Origin of the sequence: Algibacter sp. L1A34 (assembly GCF_009796805.1) — a bacterium.
Lineage (GTDB): Bacteria > Bacteroidota > Bacteroidia > Flavobacteriales > Flavobacteriaceae > Algibacter.
Genome location: NZ_CP047029.1, coordinates 2,436,660 through 2,459,048, shown reverse-complemented (window position 1 = coordinate 2,459,048; position 22,389 = coordinate 2,436,660). Strand labels below are relative to the sequence as shown.

Annotated in this window: 16 protein-coding genes; 2 read left to right on the top strand and 14 right to left on the bottom strand. The window is 30.4% G+C overall.

All coding sequences use genetic code 11. The annotated features are described in order from the left end of the window. Positions 1-230: 230 nt before the first annotated feature. The 9 genes from GQR97_RS10465 to GQR97_RS10425 all read right to left on the bottom strand — a co-directional run bounded on the left by GQR97_RS10465 (position 231) and on the right by GQR97_RS10425 (position 12,284). Entirely contained in the window at positions 231-590 is a 360-nt protein-coding gene (locus GQR97_RS10465; protein ID WP_158848131.1) for a hypothetical protein, read from the bottom strand. Positions 591-689: 99 nt separating this feature from the next. Further along, entirely contained in the window at positions 690-1,409 is a 720-nt protein-coding gene (locus GQR97_RS10460) for a hypothetical protein (protein ID WP_158848129.1), read from the bottom strand. After that, positions 1,402-2,721, bottom strand: coding sequence for a tyrosine-type recombinase/integrase (locus GQR97_RS10455; RefSeq protein WP_233267517.1), 1,320 nt, complete (start codon positions 2,719-2,721; stop codon positions 1,402-1,404). The genes GQR97_RS10460 and GQR97_RS10455 overlap by 8 nt, the downstream gene beginning before the upstream one ends. Positions 2,722-3,033: 312 nt before the next feature. Beyond that, entirely contained in the window at positions 3,034-3,858 is an 825-nt protein-coding gene (locus tag GQR97_RS10450) for a glycerophosphodiester phosphodiesterase (protein ID WP_158848127.1), read from the bottom strand. Between the two features lie 49 nt (positions 3,859-3,907). Beyond that, positions 3,908-5,329, bottom strand: a complete 1,422-nt coding sequence (locus GQR97_RS10445) for a purple acid phosphatase family protein (RefSeq protein WP_158848124.1) — start codon at positions 5,327-5,329, stop codon at positions 3,908-3,910. A gap of 61 nt (positions 5,330-5,390) precedes the next feature. Continuing rightward, positions 5,391-7,118, bottom strand: a complete 1,728-nt coding sequence (locus GQR97_RS10440) for a SusD/RagB family nutrient-binding outer membrane lipoprotein (RefSeq protein ID WP_158848122.1) — start codon at positions 7,116-7,118, stop codon at positions 5,391-5,393. 20 nt (positions 7,119-7,138) lie between these two features. After that, positions 7,139-10,642 carry a SusC/RagA family TonB-linked outer membrane protein gene (locus tag GQR97_RS10435; RefSeq protein ID WP_158848120.1) on the bottom strand — a complete coding sequence of 1,168 codons (3,504 nt, stop codon included), beginning with the start codon at positions 10,640-10,642 and terminating at the stop codon, positions 7,139-7,141. Between the two features lie 83 nt (positions 10,643-10,725). Continuing rightward, positions 10,726-11,637: a FecR family protein gene (locus GQR97_RS10430; RefSeq protein WP_158848114.1), complete on the bottom strand. Its 912-nt coding sequence runs from the start codon at positions 11,635-11,637 to the stop codon at positions 10,726-10,728. A 134-nt stretch (positions 11,638-11,771) separates the two neighbouring features. Further along, complete coding sequence (locus GQR97_RS10425) at positions 11,772-12,284, bottom strand: RNA polymerase sigma-70 factor (protein ID WP_158848112.1); 513 nt, start codon at positions 12,282-12,284, stop codon at positions 11,772-11,774. 364 nt (positions 12,285-12,648) lie between these two features. On the opposite strand from GQR97_RS10425, the gene GQR97_RS10420 reads away from it, so the two are divergent. Then, positions 12,649-13,767 carry a Fic family protein gene (locus GQR97_RS10420; protein ID WP_158848110.1) on the top strand — a complete coding sequence of 373 codons (1,119 nt, stop codon included), beginning with the start codon at positions 12,649-12,651 and terminating at the stop codon, positions 13,765-13,767. 192 nt (positions 13,768-13,959) lie between these two features. Further along, complete coding sequence (locus GQR97_RS10415) at positions 13,960-14,238, top strand: hypothetical protein (protein ID WP_158848108.1); 279 nt, start codon at positions 13,960-13,962, stop codon at positions 14,236-14,238. A gap of 306 nt (positions 14,239-14,544) precedes the next feature. Here GQR97_RS10415 and GQR97_RS10410 read toward each other — a convergent pair whose 3' ends face one another. The 5 genes from GQR97_RS10410 to GQR97_RS10390 form a co-directional block, all read right to left on the bottom strand. Next, positions 14,545-16,047, bottom strand: a complete 1,503-nt coding sequence (locus tag GQR97_RS10410) for a hypothetical protein (RefSeq protein ID WP_158848106.1) — start codon at positions 16,045-16,047, stop codon at positions 14,545-14,547. Between the two features lie 683 nt (positions 16,048-16,730). Then, complete coding sequence (locus GQR97_RS10405; protein WP_158848104.1) at positions 16,731-17,837, bottom strand: hypothetical protein; 1,107 nt, start codon at positions 17,835-17,837, stop codon at positions 16,731-16,733. Positions 17,838-17,975: 138 nt separating this feature from the next. Continuing rightward, the gene (locus tag GQR97_RS10400; protein ID WP_158848102.1) at positions 17,976-18,386 is read right to left on the bottom strand and encodes a DUF6979 family protein; all 411 of its coding nucleotides are present in this window, start codon (positions 18,384-18,386) and stop codon (positions 17,976-17,978) included. A gap of 3 nt (positions 18,387-18,389) precedes the next feature. Next, positions 18,390-19,235 carry a GIY-YIG nuclease family protein gene (locus tag GQR97_RS10395; RefSeq protein ID WP_158848100.1) on the bottom strand — a complete coding sequence of 282 codons (846 nt, stop codon included), beginning with the start codon at positions 19,233-19,235 and terminating at the stop codon, positions 18,390-18,392. Beyond that, positions 19,236-22,382, bottom strand: coding sequence for an AAA family ATPase (locus tag GQR97_RS10390; protein ID WP_158848098.1), 3,147 nt, complete (start codon positions 22,380-22,382; stop codon positions 19,236-19,238). Positions 22,383-22,389: the final 7 nt, after the last annotated feature.

The window sequence follows — 22,389 nt, the reverse complement described above, 5'->3', positions numbered from 1 at the left end:
CCACACAAATTTCACTTATCTCCTATCGTCGTTTCGTAAAAGCGTGTCCCATTAATATCATAGAGAAAGTTTTAGAAGGAAAAAATAACAAAATGTAGTAGTTTAAACTTTCGCTTTTAACCAAAGTTCAAGTTATATAACGCAGAACATTATAGTACATTCCATAATATTGGTTTATCGAATGGATAAATCACAATTAAAAGATTTGGTATAGAACCCAAATAACAAATTTATGAATGAAACAAAAACACCACATCCCCAGTTTCAACATCATAGAATGGAGATCTTCCCATTGAATCTTTGCCCGTATTGTTAACGGGTAAATAGCGACCGAATATAAGAGCTCTGAGGTCTTGAATATCTTTTTTTGTGGCTGGTTTGTTTTCAGGCGTAGTGAGTATATGTTTTACTCCTTCTACGACTACTGTTCCTACAACAGCATTTCCAATACCTGCTAGACTCATTGTTTCAACTTTTGTTTTTTGCTTTTCAACTTTTTCTTCAGTAGAATCTTTTACAACATCTTTTGTGTAATTTTGTTTCAGATACCAATATCTGGACTTACAGGATTTGGAACAAAATTTCTGCACACCTCTGCGGGTTGGGATATAATCGTCGTTGCAATGCAGACAAATTTCAGTTTTTTTCATATTTATGAGTCAATTATACGTGTAATTTACGTATAATTTTTATTCTAGCTGTTTAATATCTAAATTAAATACATGCTTTAATAGCACTGTTTCTGCCTCTAAATCTGTAACCAATAGTGTTTTGTGTAGTTTTTTTTGTTGTGGCTTCTTTTCCGATTGGTTATCTATTTGAACTATTGGTGCGGTAACCGTTCTTTTCTTTGAGTTGTTATATCCACTTTCAATATCTGGAAAATAGGTCTCTATTAAATGTTGGGCATTAAAGTTTCCCTTAGGAAGAATAGCCCTGCTTGGATAAAAGTTCTTGACCAAACTCTCGAAATGTTTTTTATAATTTAGGGACTGGATATGGAATATACCCAAAACGCCATCGCTATATTGATCCATTTGAGCCATGTTGTCTTTCATCCAATTCGTTATATAAAACAAACATTCCGCTAATTCAAAATACTTCTCCAGAATATAATCAAATTCATATTCCTTTACTTCGCTCTTCTTTTCCAATAAGCTAAATAAATTTTTGTCCAGATCACTTGTTTTTAACAAAAGGTGCTTATTACTCCTTGTATTTTTATATTCCATTGGACCTTGGTTATAATCCATGACATATATTTTATTGAAAATGTTTGTTGTTTTAAAAAATTCAAACTTTTCAATAATATCTTGACTGATTTCATTTTTAGGTATGAAGAAAAATAATTCCGTCAATAAATTCGGAATCAGGCTTAAATAAAACTGATGTAAAATAGGTTTACCCATGAGTATTCTTTAGCATTTCGGAATAATCGGCTGGCAATTCAGCGTCAATATCTCGTAAATATTTTTCTAATGCGCTCATTGAAGAATGACCAGTTATCAACATCAATTTACTTTTTGCCTCAAATGGTGACGAATCATTCATTAGTGCACGGTATAGTTTAGTTATATAGGTGTGCCTAAAACTATACAGTCCGTAATCTTTATTCAACTCAAAATGGTCTTTTACAACCTTTTTAAAGCGCTTTGAAAAGTAGTCCCTTTTGTTGTTAATTTGCGTTTCCCAGACACCTCCAATTTGCAGAGGTGTAAATAAAACCCATTCTTTATTTAATTCAGATAAATCCGGCAAATCATCCCATAAAATTTCTGGAATAATTTTTGTTTTTAACGGGCTATTCTTTGCCTTAAACTGTATGGTCCTATCTTTCGTGTTTATGTCACCTACAGTTAGCCTAGATACCTCTATGGGACGCAGAAAATTATAGGAGATAAACTTGATGTAAAGCAAAAGTATAGGGTCTTTCTTTTCCAAGTATTCAAAAATATCTTCTTGAATTTCGGTTGTATAGGTTTTGTTTCTTTCTGGTATGGATTTTAGAACTGGTATTTTTTTAATAAAATTTAATTTTACAATATCATTGTCTTCTAGGACTTGCATGATACTACTTAAATCCGTTCGAAAATTATTCCTATTCCGTGCACTTGTTTTCCCCAATATCTCGTTTAAAAAGCCTGAAACTACTCGTTTGTTTAAGTTGTTGATAGTCTTAAGCTCTGAATGGTTTTCATTCAGCCACACTAAAAAATTCTTTACACGATTGTCATAACTTCTTTTGGTAGTTGAATTTACGATCTTTTCTTTTTGTTTCAATCCAAAATCAAAAGCATCTTGCAAAGTCATTGCTGGTTTATCGTCAACAGTAGTCAAGCTTTTGTTTTCTGCATGATCTAAAACGTGTTGCTCTTTAAGGTTTTCCTTGGTCTTTAAACGTAAATAGAGCTCCGTATTGTTATCATATGGGTTATACCCCTGTTTTAAGAGCTTTAATAACACTTTTCTATAAGTAACCAGAACGGAGAGTCTTTCTTCCTTCGTTTTATATTTATTGGCATTGCCATAAAATGGGGTTACCCGTTTTAACTTACCGGTTTTTGGGTGTCGGTAAGAGAAATAGAGATACCAGCGCTTTTTTAAATCGCCGCTCGCTGAATAGATTTTTGGGGTTGAAAATTTTTTGTTTACTGACAAATCGTATGCACTTTCGTATTCATTTTGTGCATCTAAGGTAATTAATTCTTTTAAACTATGCATAAAAAAACGGCTTAGTGAAAACTAAACCGTTGTTTTTAAATAATTTATACTTTGTAGCGGGAACTGGACTCGAACCAGTGACCTTCGGGTTATGAGTTTGAAAAAAAACCCATTTTCCGTGCTATTTTGCTATATTTTAATAAAACCGTGTACCGAATTGTGTACTCTGATTTATAATTAATTTCTATTCAAATATACACATTATATAATAACGTATTACAAATAAAGTTTTCACAAAACAGAATAATTCTCTTTTGACTAAAAAACACTATTTAATCTTATCACAACAAAATAACATATTCGGCAGAGTATTCAATCTTTTATAATTTCTTGTTGAAAAGCAACTAACATTTCTGCTAAATTATCGGTCAAAATAAAATTAACTCCAGCATCCAATAACTCTTTTAGCTCCTCTTTTTTTTCTGAATGGAAGTAATTAACTTTAATTCCATTTTTTTTAAGCTTTTTAATATCCGATAACATATTCTCGTCATTTCTATTACTTTTTACTTGAAGAAAAGGAAAACCTTTTTTTATAGTTTCATTTATATAATCGGTTCGAGAAGACAACCTTTCCATATTACAAATTTTTATACTTGAATTTATCCGATTTACACCTTTCGATGCCTTTTTTCCACAAGCAATTATAGATTGACTTACTTTATTTTCAGCAGTCACCATTTTAGCGACTTCTACACCTGTTTTCTTATCCCCCTTTAAATGAATGTTTAACCATATATTATTCGGCATTATTTGTAAAACATCATGAAGAGTCGGTATTTTTTCACCCACATACTTTACAGATTTCCAAGAACCTGCATCTAGCTTTCTAATTTCTTCAAAAGTTAACTTAGACACCAAACCATGCCCATTTGTTGTTCTATCAACTGTATCATCATGCATAATGATAAGTATGTTATCTTTTGTGAGTTGCACATCAAACTCTATCATATGAGCACCCAAACGAATAGCTTCTTTAAAAGCTGAAATAGTATTTTCAGGGTGAGTGGCTTTTGCTCCACGATGAGCACAAACCCCTTGGGACGGCAACATTTCTAATTGCCCAAAAAGTAAAAAGTTAAAAAAAAGAAGAGGAATTAAAAATAAATATTTTTTTAAAAATAGTATTCTTTTCATAGTTGTTACTTTTAAGTATCTATCTAATAACTATAATAATGACTCCATCTTATTCTTTTACAAAATCTTTTTTAAGTCTTAAATTTACTTCGGGTTTATTATTTGTAAGCGTTTTTTCTCCTTTGTCATTTTTCACCAAATCAAAACTATCATAAACCTTTCCTTTTGTGGTATACGAATTGTATTTAATCGTATCATTTTCAACTGTTATAATTTGAAAAAGCTGTGTGAACTCACCTCTTTTAACCATCCATTCTTGATCTTGAGATTCGTACATTTTTGGACCACTAACAGATACTGCGTAAACAGTACCAGCATCTTTTACAATAGTTTTCCCCAAGCCTTCATTAGAAGCGTATCCTCTAGCATATGTATGATCGTGACCTTGCAAAACTAAATCAACATTATATTTATCTATTAAAGGTTTCAAATTTTCACGTAATTCTTTATTATCTCTACCTTTTTTGGTTGAGTAAATAGGATAGTGCATGGTAATGGTTACCCATTTCTTTGTATTACTAGCTAAAACAGAATCTAACCATTTTGTTTGTGCTTTTGCAGAATATTCACTGTTATAAAAACTTTGAGCATCAATAGAAACAACTTTCATATTTTGATAATCTAAAGCGTAGCAAGTTTCTTTTAACTCATCTAAAGGCCCATTCTCTGGCAATGTAAATTGTGGCCTCCATAAGGCTGATAAATTTTTACGATCTACACTTTTATCATATTCATGATTTCCTGGAGTCATAATACTGGGTACGGTTGCGTGTATAAAACTTCCTGCATAAAACCATTCTCCCCATTCTTTGTCAGATTCGCTATGATTGATTAAATCTCCAGCATGTAACATAAAATCTACCTCTGGCATCATTTTGTACGATTTACGAATCACTCTAGACCACATAGATTTCACATCGTTTTGTGCATCTCCAAAATAGATAAAGCTAAAAGGCTCGTTTTGGTTAGATGGAGGTGTTTTTATTTGAAACCATTCACTCCAAGTATCATCGTTTTTATTCCCATCTCCAACTCTATAAACATAGTTAGTTCCCTCTTTTAAGTTTTTTACAATTGCTGAATGAAACGCTGCATTCACTAAAGGTTCTTGATCTCTTGTGTTTTCTAATGTTATTAGTTCTGTTTTTGCAGTAAACTGTTGTTTGTTGTTATCCAATAAAAAATCTGGACCATGTGTTTCTTCTGCTATTTCAACATAAGCCGATTCAACTTCTTGATTTGTTCTCCAATTAACAGCAAAACTATGATTAGCATCCTCTGTTAAACTCACAATAATTCTATCGGGAACTTTAGATGGAAATATAAGTTTATGTGCATCTATACCAAACATTTCTGAATAATGTGAATGTGAATGAGGGTATTCATCATCATGATGGTGACCTTCTTTTACGGCTGTTTTACATGCTGCTAAAATGACAAGACTTAAAAGCACAATTATTATTTTTTTCATGATTTATGTTTATTTAATAATAAAAACCAGAAGTATAAAAATACCCCTGGTTTTTAGTTAATTATTGCAACAGCCACATAGTGGACCACTGATCGTTTTCCGACGGTTGTAAATTGTCTATAGCTTTTAACATGTTTTCTTCATTATAAGCATCTGTGTAAATAAACCTTACAGGCGTTTGTTTCCCTTTTGTTCCAGAAATAATATTACTGTTTAAATTAGGATAACCTGTTCTTCTAAAGTCAAACCATGATTCTGTTGTTAACCACAAAGCAATCCATTTTTGATGAATGATTGGCTCCAGTTTATCACTAGCATTGTCATAAATAAGTTTTACGTTTGCAATGTAATTCGCTTGATTAAAAGCAACTAATGTATTGTTTGCTTCATCATAAACCGCTTCGGATTCTCCGTCAGTAATTTGGTATTGATTAAAAGATAATTCTATTCCTTCTTTGTAATACTCATATGCATCGCTACTAATATAGCCACGAAAACTTGCTTCTGCTAATAGAAATTTTACTTCTGCGGCAGTCATTAACATAGAATTTACCAATTCATGGGTGTTTTCTGAATACATATCTGTTAAATAAGATGTATGCGGATTTGCCGCAGCATTTAAATATATGTTTTCATCTAAATTCCCAATATCAGTAATCACATCACTCAATGTACCACCTAAATTAAAATCGTTTGGAGCACTTAAAGCAATAGGTAACCCCACAAATAAATTTGTATTGATGTCATTCTCTAAATTAGCATCAGTATTAATAGCATTAATATCTACATCTATATAACGTTTTACTCTGTTGTTTTCTAATACTACTTGGTTTGTTGGTCCTTGTGCTAATTGAACATCTACAGGTTTTACCCACTTCGTTAAACGAGGATCTTTTAAATCTATCAAATTATTTACAATGGTAGATGATGGCTTTCTTCTATAAAACTCAGATCGGTTGCTATAATTTAAAGCTCCTCCTGGCCAACTATTATCGCTATCCGTCCCTACATAAGAAACGAAAGCATTATCACTATTATCTTGCATAATAGGAAACTCACTAGGGTTATTTACAATAGACGCAATTTCCGAAGAGACGTTTAAATCTGCATCATTTTTTTCAGACAAACGCATGTAAAACCTAAGACGTAATGAATTGGCTAATTTCCTCCATTTTTGACCATCACCAGCATATAAAATATCACTACTTATAGCTTCTGTACAAATATCTGTATTTTTTAAAAAGATGTTAGCTTCTTCTAAATCATTAAGAACACCAATAAACACATCTTTTTGTGAATCGTAAGTAGGTTTAAAAAACTCATCTCCTCCTTTTTCTGCTTGTAACGCACTACTGTAAGGAATATCTCCAAAAGCAGAAGTAAGAAACCCAAATTGGTAAGACTTCATGATCAATGCTACTGCTTGATAATAATTTTTTACCTCATCTGTTTTTTCTGTTTCTGCTCTTTTATAAATGTAATCACTATCTTTTAAAGGCTCATAATAATTAGAAAAACTATTAGCTCCCCATTGGTAATTATTTTCTTCGTAGCTCGTAAAATCTCTTTGTAAATATTGATTAGCAGCAGACAAATCTCCAGACTTATAAGCTAAATTTGTTGCTATTTTTGCTGTTTCAGAAATAACTCCAGCTAATACAAATTTAATATCTACTTCTGTATCTGGAAGCGTATTTGGACTTATGTTAATATCGTCTAAAGACTCACTACATGATGAGACCAAAAGGATAAATATTAATAGTGCTATTGATATTATATTATTTTTCATTTTTGTTTCGTATTTATAAATTAAAAACTAACGTTTAATTTTAACCCCATTGGTATGGTCCATGGTGTAAGATTCCATTTTTCAAAACCTTGACTTCCTCCATCATATGCTGTTTCTGGATCTATACCAATATCGGCTTTTGTCCATAACATGATGTTTTTAGCATATACCGAAAGTGAAATGTTTTCAGCTGAAATATATTTTGCTACCTTATTTGAGAACTTATAAGAAAGCGTAATGTCTCTTAATTTCACAAAAGAAGCATCGTACATAAATGTTTCTCCTGTTCTCCAGAAACTACCACTAGATTCAACAACTCTGTAAGCATCAAAAAACTGAGTTCCTTCTGCCCCAAAATTTTCGGTATAGGTACCATCTCCATTATCTATAACTCCTGGAAAGAAGGCTCCATTGTAGTTTCCATTGTAATCAAAACCACCTAATTCTTGGTTTCTACCTCCAACCCATACATTGTTATCTCGATAAATAGGATTTGTTTTAATTTCATTAGCAAGTGCTGCTCTATCTCCATTAAAAGAATTAGCGTTTAAAACACCAGTAAAAGTACTTGTACTAATACCATTATTCCAGCTTTCTATTTTACCAGAACGCGCCATTCTTTTCATAGATTCTGAAAAGAAATCACCACCTTGTCTCCAATCTAGGCTAGCAGATAAAGTAAAGTTTTTATAAGTAACAGATGTATTAAATCCTACGGCAAAATCGTTATTAGAGTTTCCAACTTTTTTCTGGTTCTCTTTAGTTCTATCTACATCCCATCTACCATTGGCATCCAATAAATTCCAACCTTCGTATTCGCCTTCTTCTACTTTTTTCACATAAGGCGCATATAAATCTCCAATAATTCCACCCACTCTTGTAAAGGATCCCATATCGGTTCCACCTCCAAAATCGACTCTATCAATACCATCTACCAAAGCCACTAATTTACTTTGCTGTTTGGTAAAATTAAAGTCCATATTCCACACCAAATCTTGAGTTTTAATTGGGGTGATGTTCATCCCCAACTCAACACCATAGTTTTCAACATTACCAGCATTAATTGTTGTACTAGTATAACCTGTTAAGGGAGATACAGCAACATTTAAAATTTGATTTTTATTTTGTGTTTTGTAGTAAGTAGCATCAAAACCTAAACGTCCATCAAATAATTTAATATCTGTACCAAACTCATAAGATGTTGCTATTTCTGGCTTTAAGTTTGTATTTGGCATGCTACTAGGCAAGGAATAGGTAAAATCATCTCCCCAATATCCTTGAGATAATGTAGGGTTTATTAAGTAAGGTGAAGTATCCTTACCTACTTGTGCCCAACTTGATCTAACTTTAAAAAGAGATACCCATTTTGGCATATCGACAAATTGAGATACCAATATACTTGTAGAAACTGATGGGTAAAAATAAGATCTATTTTCTTTTGGCAATGTACTAGACCAATCGTTACGAGCAGTGACATCAATATAAGCGTAGTCCTTATAACTAAGAGAAAGCATCCCATAAACACTATAGATTGATTTTTTGAAACGCGCACTATTGTAAGACAAACCACCTCTTGCCACGTTAGACAAAGTATATAACCCAGGTAAAACCAAATTATCTCCTCCTGCATTAATAGAAGTACTAAGCGTATTTAAAATATTTCCTCCTACAGATGGGTCTATTCTAAAATCTCCCAATTGTTTTTTGTAAGAAACAAGGAAGTCAATATTAGTTTCTCTAGAATTGCTATCACTAATATTATAAGAACCAAATGGTTTACTACTTCCAAAACCATCATAAGACCAAGGTCTAATAATTTCTGTTCTATTACTATTACTGCTATTAGAAACTCTTGCCATAGCATTTAAATCATCGTTAATTTCCCAATCTAATTTGATATTCCCAAATCCTCTAACTTTATCAAATTTGTTAATTCTTTCATTTGCAAAAAACCATGGATTATTATAGCCTTCCGTAATTTTACGTTGTTGTGCATTATTAACTTCCCAGTAATTGTCTTTCAAATCGTTAATATTAATATGTGGAGCAATATTATAAATATCAAAATATTGATCATCTCCACCAATTGAATTAATAGGATAGTTGTCTGAATTTGGGTTAGAAATATTAATACTGGTAGAAACAGTTACTTTATCAGTAATTTTAAAACTAGTCGATAGATTAGCTCCAATTTTTTGTAATTCTGTACCAGGAGTAAACCCCTCTCCTTTTAAATGAGAGATTGACAAACGAAAGTCCCCTTTGTCATAAGCTCCAGAAACACTTACATCGTTAATGGTAGTAACTCCCGTTTTAAAATAATCCTTTAAACTATTGTCATAAAACTCCAAAGGAACCTCTTCTCCATTACTATTCCACTGTACAGCAGGAGTTCCTTCTTCTGCTCCGTACCAATGTTGCCAAGTCGCTTCGTTAAAAATTCCTTTCTGTCCATTAGTAAATTGATTTTGTAACTCTACATATCTATAAGGCGTGTTAATAGTTGTAGTAGTATTAAAATTGACTCCAATGCCTTTTTTAGTGTTCTTTCCAGATTTTGTAGTTATTAAAATAACACCGTTACCCGCTCTAGAACCATAAAGAGCTGCAGCACTTGCTCCTTTTAAAACAGATATATTTTCAATATCCATAGCACTAATATCTCCCATAACATTAGTGTCTCCTACTGGTGAACCATCAATAACAACAAGGGGTTGATCATTTCCTGTTAAAGAGGTTTTACCTCTAATGTAAACATAAGTTTCGTTGTTTAAATCGTTTCCACCACGACGAATATCTAAACCAGAAATTTTACTAGATAACCCTCCTAAAACATTCTCTTGAGGAACAAGGTTTAATTTTTCATCATTTATTTCACCTACAGAATACCCTAAGGCTTTCTTTTCGCGTTTCATTCCTAAAGCAGTAACCACTACTTCACTTAAATCTGCTACTTTTTCTTGTAACGTAATATTAAAATTATTTTGATCATTAATTGAAATCTCTTGATTTTGATAGCCTATAAAAGAAATAATTAATATCGCATTAGAACTTGAAGTCGTGATAGAAAATTTACCATCAAAATCTGAGGTAGTTCCGTTTACAGTACCTTTTTCAATAATAGTAGCTCCAATAAGAGGAAGACCACTTCTATCTTTAATTGTTCCAATAGTTGTTTGTTGAACATTGAGCTTCTTAGTTTTTTTCACTAAAACAGTAGTCTCATCAACCTGGTATTTAAAATGACCTTTAGACGCTAAATCGTTTAATAAATTAGTAAGTAGTATGTTTTGGTAATTAACAGAGTACGTAGTAGGGTCATCAATAATCTTTTGCCCATAAGAAAAATTAATATCGTATTCATTTTTAAGTTTTGAAAAAATGGCTGTTAGTTTAGCATTTTCTAATTTTATGCTTATTTTTAACTCCGTTATTTTTTTTTGGTTTTTTCCAAAACTTGTTATTGGAACTAAACTTATAATAAGGAGTATAAATAACTTAGTTAAGTAATTTTTAAATTTCATTTTTAAGTGTTGTTTTGTTATATATTTCGACGCTTTCTATAGAGGAGAATCTGTGACCGCAGATTCTTCTTTTTTTTTAATTTCTATTTCACTTCTACCATATTATTTGCTTTTAAGGTTAATTTTAATTCACTTATGTAATTAATCTTTTTTATAATATTTTCTATACTTTCATTTCTCTTTATAGTAATTGACATCTGAACGTTTTCGGTATCTTTAGATATAAAATAAAAATCTATACCATAGCTGGTTTTCATAAAATCTGCCAATTTCTTCATACTTATTTTTTCTAAATAAATAGCGTCTTCAAACCATGCCATTGAAAGTTCGTGATGTACATGTTCTATTGAAAATAACTGGGTTTTTCGACTGTATTGTACACCCTGATTCGGTTTAAGCAACACCGAATTATTGGCATCGGACACTTCTACTAATCCAGTAGCAACTACAACATTTACAATAGAATCTATATCTGCTACATTAAAACTAGTACCAAGTACTTTGGTGGTTACATTTTTTGTTTTCACCACAAAAGGCTTTTCCTCATTACGGCATATCTTAAAAAAAGCCTCCCCTTCTAATTCTAAATATCTGGTACCATTAAAAGTATCCTTGTATTCTATAGAACTATTTTTATTTAAAATAACGGTACTACCATCTGCTAAAATGACTGTTTGTATTTTATTTGAGGTATTGAATACCATAAGTTCTGAATCTTCCTGTGGGTTCAAAAACAGCATACTCCCTAAACCTATTAACAAAACAATAGAAGCAGCTATACAAACCTTAAAGATGTTGTTAGGTTTTGTACGCTTTTTAATGTTTTTATATACGCCCTTTTTAATTTGATTTTTTTCTAAATCACTTCTAAAAACCTCTTCTTTACTTTGCTGAATAGCTTGGTCTTCAAATCTTTTTAAAAGATCTAATTCGTCTTGAGTTATTTCTTTATTTAAAAATTTATCCAGTAGGATTTTAAATTCTTTCTCTGTCATAATAAAGTATCTATAGGTAAATACCCAAACAGTTAAAGTGCACGTAAAGAAAAAGTGTATCTTTAGGTTAAGTAATTGTTAAGAGAAGTTAACACCTTAAAAAACAAAGACTTAAATATTATATTTTAAAGAATTTAATATAAATTTGTTTCTCTTTTAATACTTTTAAGCGCTAAAGAGATATGAGTTTCAACAGTGCGCTTAGAAATACCTAGCTTTTTTGAAATCTCATAATTTGAAAGCTCATTATATCTGCTTAACGTAAAAACCTGTTGACGTTTTTTAGGTAAACGCTCAATAACTTTATCAATTTGTTTTTTTGTTTCATTTAATTGAAAATCATCCAACACACCACTAGCATGTGGAGTATTTATAGAATCCAATAAATCTATATTGGTTTTATTAAGTTTTGTATCTCTTAACTCCTTATAAACTCTAAAACGTATAGCCTTAACAAGATAAGCTTCAATATTATTGTTTTCAATTTCTAATCTTCTAATCCAAAAATCTGTAAAAACGTCTTGTACAATATCTTTAGATAATTCTTTTTTCTTTAATAATGAAAATGCAAATGCATACAAACGCTCCCATAACTTATCATAAAGTATAGAGAAAGCATGCTCATCAGAACATTTGATCTTCCTCATTAATTCTTTATAAAAATTAATATCATTAGATTGTTGTTGCATATGAACAAAGCAAACAAAAACAGAAAGAAACTAGATTACCAAAAAGTAAAGTATTTGTAAAGAAAATTATTTGTTTTACTTTAAAGAATCGAAAACCAAAACATTAATTTTAGAAAACATCCACTACGCGCTAAATAAACTGTTTCAATTTACTTAAAAGATAATCCCCCTAGTTATATTCCGAATAACATAAGTTTTTATAATAACACAACCTGCAATAAAACCTTTACCTAAATTACAATCCTTACTTTGAGCTATAAATTAAACTTTTATAGCTCAAAATTAACGTATATTTGAGCTATAAAATACATATTTATAGCTCATGGCACGTAATATCTGGAACTGGCAGCAAAAAAAATGGCCTCATTTTACATACAATGAGGATGCTCTAAACGCTTTAGAACTGAAATTCTCCCAAAATACAGGAACTGTTCTAGGTGCTTTTAAACATGTTAATGAGAACGAAAAGGAACAGTTAATTATTGAAATACTATCCAACGAAGCTCTTAAAACATCCGAAATTGAAGGTGAATATTTAGATAGAGATAGTATCCAATCTTCTATTAAGAGAAACTTAGGTTTAAAAGTTGATAATAAAAAGATAACTCCTGCCGAGTTTGGTATTTCTGAAATGATGGTAGATCTATATAAAAACTTTAGTACGCCACTCACCCACCAACAATTATTCAATTGGCACAAAATGCTTACTAATGGCAGGCGTGATTTAACAGATATTGGTACATACCGCACACATGAAGATCCTATGCAAGTTGTTTCTGGACGTTTAGATAGACCAACCGTTCATTTTGAAGCACCGCCTTCTCATGAGATGCATAAAGAAATGGAACAGTTTATTTTATGGTTCAACAACTTGTCTTACAAAAAGGAAAATAATGTATTACCAATTGCTAAAGCTGGTATTACACATCTGTATTTTGTGTGTATCCACCCTTTTGAAGATGGTAACGGACGTATTGCACGTGCGCTCACGGAAAAATGTGTAGCTCAAAGTGTAGGACAACCTGCTCTTATATCCTTATCCAAAACCATTGAAGCCAACAAGAAAACATATTATGGCGCTCTTGAAAACAATAATAAAGATTTAGACATTACAGATTGGTTGCTCTATTTTGGACAAACTATATTAGATGCGCAAGAAGACACTCTAAAACTTATAGATTTTTTAATTGAAAAAGCAAAATTCTTTGACCGTTTTAATACCGAAATGAATAAACGTCAACTAAAAGTGGTCACACGTATTTTTAATGCAGGACATCAAGGTTTTAATGGTGGGTTAAGTGCAGATAACTATACCAAAATAGCTAAAACCTCAGCTTCTACTGCTACTCGTGATTTAAAAGCTATGGTAGACAAAAAGATGTTTATTAAAACAGGGGAATTGAAGGGCACTCGGTATTGGTTGAATATAAACCTTAAATAGCATTCCCGTAAACATTACCTCAAAAACATCTTACTTTGTATTTCGAATAAACTTTACATCTTCTCGGTATTTTACAATTTTAATGAATTAAACTTAGACATTTACTCAAAAAAACATTACTACTACTACTAAAAGAATCAAGTACACCCTTCTCAAGTTTTCTGTCATTTTTTTTATTAAATTAGGCACCTAATGTTTGAACAAACTATTAACGCTCATAACATGTTCAAAATAAACTTAAAATCTCTTGCTTTTTTAAGCTTAATCCTACTTATGGCCTGTAAAAAGGATGACGAAGGTATTACTCAAAATGAGGAATCAGAAACAGAGTTAAATATATCAATTGAAAATACTGATGTTAAAACTTTTGAAGTATTAAGCTTAACGTCTTCTCTTTCTAGTTTAAGGACAGCTTATTCAGGAAAATTAGGAGAGACAGAAGTAACATTAGCCAACTTAACCCCTGCCTAATTCAATGCTATTTTTTTATAAACCTGTCACTTAATAAATTAAAAAAACAACTGCTTACAAAGCAAAAGATAGAACACCATCCATAAATAGATGATATTCTATCTTTTATAAAAAAGAGCCTCGAACTCTTAACCAATGAGATGATCATGATTGGTAAAAGCATGTTTATTAAACTATTGAATTAAAAGGAACTAAATATTGGTTAAGATTAAAAGACAACTTTTTCACCTATTTAAAACCAAGAAGTAAGTCATGGCACTCATAAAAACCAACCAACCAACCAACCAACCAACCAACCCATCACTTTTAATTAGCATTTTTCTTCTTTAAAGCTCCCAAATATTCGAAAATTGGTATATCAAACCCAAAACTTACCATTGAATTATCATAAGACATGGAATTATTTATTACTGGTACCGAATAAGATATATTAAATTCTAAATTATTAAAAAAAGTTATCCCTCCTCCCAAACCAACTAGAGGAAAATCAAAATTATCTTGAGATTTTAAATCAACAACATTATATAAAATACCCGAACCATAAACTGAAAGATATACATCATCAATTAACGGATCTGCGGATGGCACATTCCATTTACGGTATTTCCCTCTATACTTATACCATTCTTTAGGCTTTTGCGATCGAGTATATCCAAAATCGAATAAAATCAACTTAACTCCAATCTTTTCACTCACATAAGATATATCAGAAATATTATCTGTATTATCATTATTCAATATTGTTGAGTTAGAACCTGTAAAGGAACCGTAATTGAGTCCGATAATAAAAAATGGTTTTATTCCTATTTTATGTTCTTTTATACTCGAAATACCAATATTTATAAACTCTTCTTCAAAAGATAAAATAATAGATTCTACATCTATTTTAAATTCAAACACCATGTCATTATCACCTTCAAATGATTCATAAATAACATATTTGTTTATTATTTCTCCTATTTTAGCCAAAAAACTATTTCTTCCAATTTCTTGTTCAAAATCGGACAACGATATAGAGAAAAGATCAAATACTACTTTAATTACACCCTCTTTGGCGCTCTTTAATTGATCAAATTGTAAACTATTGTTTTTTAAAGAATCAATCAAATTAAATACCTCATAAGAAGCGTCTGAAATAGAATCAATATCATCTATAAACACCTGCATCTTATTGCTTATATCAAGTTTAATATCAGAATCTATCTTTTTATAACCTGTATCTAAGCCGTATGTAAATTTTTTTTCTAAATCCTTTTTGTCAAATAACCCATTAGACTCAAAGAAAGAAAATTCACTCGACAATAATTTATCATTCATTTCATCCATGATGTAATTAGCTATTAAAGCAGCCTCTAATTTATCTTCATCTTTAGTTCTAGCTTCAACATTATTATTAGCACTAAACTCGTCATTTATTAAAAAATTTAAAGCATTTTTATCTGGGTTAACTATCAAAGAATCCAATGCAAATTCAGGCTGAGAATTTGAAAGATTGACTCTGAAATAATTGGCTAATGAATAGCAAATTGCATATTCTGTAATTTCAGCTAAAATACTTTTAGTCATTACCGTTTTATTCTTCTCATTGGTAATAACCTCCATTAAATCATACATGGTTTTATAAGTTGTATAATTTGTGGTCTTTATATTCTTAACTATTAAATTTTTTAATATTCGCTGTTTTACTTCATCTTGTTTCTGACTGACCAATTCGGAAATTAAATCCGTATCCGGTGTAAGTTTTTGTGAAAATGCATAGCAGGAAAATAAAAATAATAACAATAACGAAAAATGATTTTTACAAGTCATAAATAATTGGTTTTAAGTTAGTCGCTATTAAAGAGTATATAAACACTTAAACGAAGTCAAAAACTTAATTAAAGCATCGGGAAAATTTCAAATTTGTAAGTAGAAATAAATAGGCAAAGAACAGTTTTGTAGAAAAGGTATTCTCAAAACATAATAATTTCTATTCCTATTCAAAAGAACACTAAGGCTCCCAACTTCGCTTAATGATGACCAATAAAAACTCATTCATTAAAAATGAATTAATACAGCATAATTGTAAAATAACTTTGTATCGCATTAAATTAAGTATTAGATATTAAACTTAATGCTATTATAGTTTTATAGGGAGAAAAAGTAAATATAAAAATTTTACACAACTAACAATCAATTACTTAATATTTTTTTTATCAAACATTAATTCTACTTCCTTTTTTCATTTATGCTTAAAGTATCCCTATCAATACCATCAAACAACTCATCTTCCTTCTCAACTAAAAGTAGTTACACGTATTTTTAATGCAGGACATCAAGGTTTTGATGGTGGACTAAGTGCAGATAACTATACAAAAATAGCTAAAACCTCAGCTTCTACTGCTACTCGTGATTTAAAAACTATGGTAAACAAAAAGATGTTTATTAAAACGGGGGAATTGAAGGGGACTCGATATTGGTTGAATATAAAAAACTAAGCTACAATTATAAATTTAAATAGTACCCCTATCAATACCATCAAACAGCTCATCCTCCTTCTCAACTAAAGGATCATACCAATCTGCTTTATCTTTTATCCACTTAAGCCAATCTTTTAACTCCTTTGTTAACTTGTCATTTTTTATAGCGTTAGATTCGACAACTTGGATATAGTTTCTTAAATCCATTGCTTTCTGCCAACGACTAGAATGATTTATTACAGACTTAAAAGCTTCCAATTCCTTGTTTCTTTTAGCTTTTAGTTCTTCTTCAATCTTCCGCTTTCGTTTATATTCTTTATGCCATATTTCACGTTTAATACGCTCCTTTATTTCTCTTTTAGCTCGAAGCTCCAAATAGGCTAAAATATTTGGCAACTTATACTCTAAAAGTTGATTCTTTGTATCTGTCCAAGCATAATCATGTAAATCATCTAACTTCAGCATTAATTTACCTGTTGGATAATACTTAGCCTCTTTCCAACTATAAGTTGGGTGATCTTCCATAATTCGATAATCTGGTTCACGAATCCTAATATTATAATACTCTCCAAATACTACAAGTTTGTCGCCATTACCAGAAGTGTATTCACTATCTGTAACATTTATAAAATCATGACCTCTTGCTTTCATTAACTTTATCAAAGTATCTGCGAATAAATATGCTCTTTTTTCAAGTGATTTTGAAACTTGTATAGTAAAAACATATTCTTTTGGTTTGTCTACTTCTCTGGGATATTTCGTTTTTGCTACAGCATTATAATACCGTTTTGTTCGAACTATGATAGCATCAGTTTTATTAAAATTTTCAGGTACTTTTAATGGTAATGACTCATCATTTTTTATTGCTCTAACAAGCTCATTCAATTTAGACAAAGTCTTTAAATCTTCCTTTAAACAAATTTCACCTTGTTCTTTATCTAATTCTGGTAAAGGAATAACAATAACCTTTTTGTTATGTTTTATTTTTTGCCAGTGCCCGTTTTTAGGTAGAGGAATATTATTATCCTTACATAGTGCCTTAAAAGTTGAATTTGATATAGAGTATTCTTTTATAATTTGAGATACTGGTTGAGACCAAACCAAATCATAAAGCTCTTTTCTTGAGAATTTTGAAGACATAAGCTAAACATTTACGCTTATACTAATTTAATCTTTTTATTTATTTTTTTCATCTCACTCAAATTATATTATATAAACAAATAGAAACCAACAACTAACATATCGAATTCGTTATAAATTCAATTGTGAAAAGCATTACTAAACAATCAAAGATGATTTCACGGGTAATATCAATCCCTCATTCCATAAAGCCAAAACAACATCCATTTGTGAGTTGTGAGCTTTTTTTTCAATAAATAATTCTTCTTTTACTTTTGCCCAAAGTTCCTTTGGAGTGTAATTGATTTTTGTATTACTCCTTAATATATCAATAGCTTTTACAGCATAGGCTTTATTGTCAATGGATCTAGTATATTTACCTTCAGTTATTCCTTTGACTAAACCTTTTTCACACAAACCCAAAAAAGCACTTTTCGGACAACTTTTTTTCTGAGAACTTTCGGAATTAGGAAAAGTATTTTTTACTTCAGCTTTCCAGCTATCCTTTGGGTTTCCATTTTCTTTCGCGACTGTTATAGCTACTTTTCCGTATTGATTATAATTGACCATTATTTATTTTCTTTTTAACTCATCTAATGTTACTCCGTTTTTATCTTTCCACGACGTCCAACCATTAGCAGAACGACCTAAAACAGTAGCTGCTGCTGCACTTGGTGAATTAAATATATAATCTTGCTGAAAAACATAAGTATTATTCTCATTCTTAAGAATATCCTCTTCTATTAAGCGCTTACGTAAAACTCCAATCCATTTATTCATACCCTTGGTTGTTTCCAAATTAGCTTTACCATCTTTGTAAACTAAGAAACCATCATCCGTTAACTCACCAACCGCAGAAGCCTCTTTACCTTGACAATAAAATAATTCTTTTGGGCTTTTTGCTTTACGTTTTTCTTCAAAAATTGGATAGCCTAATGTTGCTAATAGTATTTTGGCGGTATCAAAATTATCTAACAAATCATACTCTCTACTTTCACTTATAGAAGGCTTTTTTGAGCCTGTATCATTATCTGTAATATATCTACCAATTTCTTTGGCTTTCGCTAAACAATAATGCTCTAAATACTTTCCATCTGTTTTGGTGTACTCGTCTGTTTTTGTTGTGATGATGACGCAATGTGTCCAGAAATCTTTTTTACGGTTATGCGACTGTATACGTGTAAAACAATCTTCACCTTCTCCTATATATACTAATGGTTTTGCACCATCGTCTGTACTACCAAATAAAAAATAAACACCAGTAAAATGTACCATCTCGCGTTTGGCTACTTCTTGCATTTTATTTCTAGGAAACAAAATAGCTTTTACCAATCTATTGGTTAATTCTGCTTCACGAATACTAGTTGGTGAACCGTCTGGTAAAAAAATTTGTATGGTTTGTGGTCTTGTTATCTCCATTTATCCTCTTTTAAAAAGTGGTTTCCAATCCGTAGTTTCTTTCCACAGTATTGGTAACGAATTATTTGGACAAGTTGTAGGAAAAACAACTGTAGCTTGACAATTACCATAACCCAATGGGTGTCTTTTTTCAAGTTTAACACCAATTTTTTCACATATTCTTTTCGCTTTTTCTCTTTCTATTGGTTTAGGATAAATTAAAGAATTGTCATCAAAACATTTATCATTATTATTTAATGGATCTAGTAATTTAACTTCAATTGCAAACTCTTCTTTCTTTGCGAATTTCAATATTTTGTGTTTCGCTTCTTCAAATCCTGTTATTACACCAATTATAACAATTATATTTCGTTTTTTTATTTCATCTTTATTAACGAGTAAAATTGGTTTTAAATTTTCAATAATACTATTACCGCTACCGACAAAATCATCTACAAAAACTAAAGAATTAATATTTTTTAATTCAATAAGTTTCCTATCAATCTTATCTGGATTAGTAGAATTATCCTTATAAATATTGTTTGTTTCAACAAATATTTTAGCATATTCCGGACCACTTTTAGCCGGATTTTTATCAAGATAACTAACTAAAATATCATCTCTCTTTAATTTCCCTTGCTCTTTATAAACTATTTTTTTGCTTTTTGCAATTTCTTTTCTAACTTCATGAAATAAGTCTTCCATTTTTTCCCTTACTTCATTTGTATCATAAACCTTTAGGTTACTCAATAATCCAAAAACACTACGTTGTTCTTCAAAACCTCCAAATTGTTCTAACCATGATCTGATTGCATCATTCGAAACCTTGTTACTCCTATAGTTAGGCCAACTTTGTGCCAATAAATTTATTTCGCTGGAACTTACTTTGATTGTATCCTCATATTGTTTTCTAAGAATTAACCTTTGCTCTTCTTCAAAAGTAGTAATGATTTTGTTTAATCCATGTGAAATTAACCAATCTTCAAAAAACTTGACAACAAAACTATACTCGTTTGTATCGATTTTAATTATTTTTCTTTGAACAAATTCATCTAAAGTTTTTTCAGCCTCTAAAACGTTTAACCCACTTGCCATAGATTTATCAATAACAGATTGTTTTGTTGTTTTTATCTTACTTTCTAGTAACTGACCTAATGCCAACAAAACTTTACGTCTATTAATTGAAATCTCCTCTTCCTTTGCTTCCTTTTCTTTTATACCATCCATCCAAAAATGAGAAAAATCAGTAGCTGCGATATTATTACTACTTCTTGCGTTTTGAGTCGCTTGTTTTGTTTCCTCTTCTGTTGCATGACTATCTCTGTTTTCAACCATTAACTGAAATAATTCGATGCATATTTTTTTTGTGAAATAAGGATTTCCAGAAGTTTGCTTATATAAATAATCAATTGCTTTATCAGAAATCTCTATCATGCCTTTTACTGGTATTCTAATTAAATTTTTAAAATCTTCCCATTCAGATTTTTTGTCAAAATAATCTATTCTTATAGGCTTGAATTTATTAAACTCCTGCCATTGGCTTAAAATATATTCCATCTTTTCTCCACCAACTAGCACAAAACCAAATTGATCTCTATTACTAATTGAGCGAATTGTTAAAAGAAAGGATTTAGCAATATCTCCAGGATAAAGTAGATTATTTGTAATTCTATCAAATTCATCTAAAATAATTAAAACTTTATATTCAGAATCTATTTCCGAAATTTCATCTAAAAAATCTGTAATACTATTAAATGAACCACTGAATTCTGGGACCGATAAATATTTATATTTTATATGTGATTTGATAATCTTATTACAAATTTTTCTCCCTAAATCATTCATGCTTTTTTGAGGACTTGTTGCACTACACCAGTCTCCAGCTTCTAAATAAATTATTAGCAGATTATCAGATTTAATACTTGACTGTATCGTTTTAACAATTGATGTTTTCCCAACACGTCTTTGACCAAAAATATATGAAGAGCCTACTTTTTTACCTATTTTTTTTAAGGCATTAATTATTTTCTTTCTCCCAATAAACTCTTCTTCATTTGTTACAGCCTCAAGATCATACGGCTCAATACTTTCTATTTGCTGCCATTCAATATTTGAATTTTGACTATCTAGTTCAATAAAAAAATCATTTTTACATTTTTTTCCATCAAAATTAACCCATTCAACAAAACCTTCTATAATCAAACTATCCGATACCTTAGTTCCTATGTAGTCAAAACTCAGCAAAGCGAAAGTCTTAACTTGACCGACGAATTGGCTGCTCTCGATTAATTGAATATTTGTTACATCTTTAATATACATTTTTGTATCGTTTGCAAAACCTGTGCTTTTATTTTCAATTCGGAATTGTAATTTATGTTTAACATTCGGAATTATTGGGTACTTTTTTTCGGTTTTTAAAACATGTAAATCTGCAGGTTTAGAATTAGGATTACTTGCAAAATCTTGAATTAGCCCATTTTTAATTTTTTTAAATGGCTTACAACAATAATCTATACTATATTTAGTGTCAACTTCTTCAGAAGAGTCTATTATCTTGTATAATAATTTGATAATACGATTATATGTTTTATACTTATTGATTGGATCTCCTTCAACATATTCAAGAAGTAAATCAAAAAGCAAATCCAAATATTTATTAACAATACTAAAATCAGCAAAATCATCAAGTAAGAATTTATTTGGCCTTTGATTTATAGAAGCTAATATCGATTTTCTATATGTTTTTACTGATCGAAGATCAAATTCCTTAATGATGCTTTCATTAATTTTATTTTCAACTGTGGTCACATAACTACTTAAATGACTTTCCTTTTGATAACTTTCAGTCTTATCATCTATTTTTAAATATTTATAAACTTCAGGTGTTGAATCTTCAATCAGTTTAAATATTTTATGCTTTACTAATCCCTCTGTAAGTAAAGAAGAATTTAGACTGTAAACACGAAGTAAACAATAAGCGATGAATCTTTTATTTTTTTGATTTAACCCCTTATCAAAAAGTTCTCGATTAGAAGTACTTTTTTCTTCTGACTTGTTCAAATAAGAAAATATCAGACTTGACAATTTATCTAAAAAAATATCAGATTTATTATGTGACTTTGCGTTTAATATATATTTGTCTACAGTTGAAATCTTTACTTCTGCCATTTTTAAT

Coding starts and splice junctions, on each gene's coding strand:
- GQR97_RS10455 (WP_233267517.1), bottom strand. CDS start 2,721: ATGCATAGTTTAAAAGAATTAATTACCTTAGATGCACAAAATGAATAC.
- GQR97_RS10400 (WP_158848102.1), bottom strand. CDS start 18,386: ATGGTCAATTATAATCAATACGGAAAAGTAGCTATAACAGTCGCGAAA.
- GQR97_RS10410 (WP_158848106.1), bottom strand. CDS start 16,047: ATGACTTGTAAAAATCATTTTTCGTTATTGTTATTATTTTTATTTTCC.
- GQR97_RS10435 (WP_158848120.1), bottom strand. CDS start 10,642: ATGAAATTTAAAAATTACTTAACTAAGTTATTTATACTCCTTATTATA.
- GQR97_RS10450 (WP_158848127.1), bottom strand. CDS start 3,858: ATGAAAAGAATACTATTTTTAAAAAAATATTTATTTTTAATTCCTCTT.
- GQR97_RS10425 (WP_158848112.1), bottom strand. CDS start 12,284: ATGAGGAAGATCAAATGTTCTGATGAGCATGCTTTCTCTATACTTTAT.
- GQR97_RS10445 (WP_158848124.1), bottom strand. CDS start 5,329: ATGAAAAAAATAATAATTGTGCTTTTAAGTCTTGTCATTTTAGCAGCA.
- GQR97_RS10405 (WP_158848104.1), bottom strand. CDS start 17,837: ATGTCTTCAAAATTCTCAAGAAAAGAGCTTTATGATTTGGTTTGGTCT.
- GQR97_RS10415 (WP_158848108.1), top strand. CDS start 13,960: ATGTTTGAACAAACTATTAACGCTCATAACATGTTCAAAATAAACTTA.
- GQR97_RS10460 (WP_158848129.1), bottom strand. CDS start 1,409: ATGGGTAAACCTATTTTACATCAGTTTTATTTAAGCCTGATTCCGAAT.
- GQR97_RS10420 (WP_158848110.1), top strand. CDS start 12,649: ATGGCACGTAATATCTGGAACTGGCAGCAAAAAAAATGGCCTCATTTT.
- GQR97_RS10390 (WP_158848098.1), bottom strand. CDS start 22,382: ATGGCAGAAGTAAAGATTTCAACTGTAGACAAATATATATTAAACGCA.
- GQR97_RS10440 (WP_158848122.1), bottom strand. CDS start 7,118: ATGAAAAATAATATAATATCAATAGCACTATTAATATTTATCCTTTTG.
- GQR97_RS10430 (WP_158848114.1), bottom strand. CDS start 11,637: ATGACAGAGAAAGAATTTAAAATCCTACTGGATAAATTTTTAAATAAA.
- GQR97_RS10395 (WP_158848100.1), bottom strand. CDS start 19,235: ATGGAGATAACAAGACCACAAACCATACAAATTTTTTTACCAGACGGT.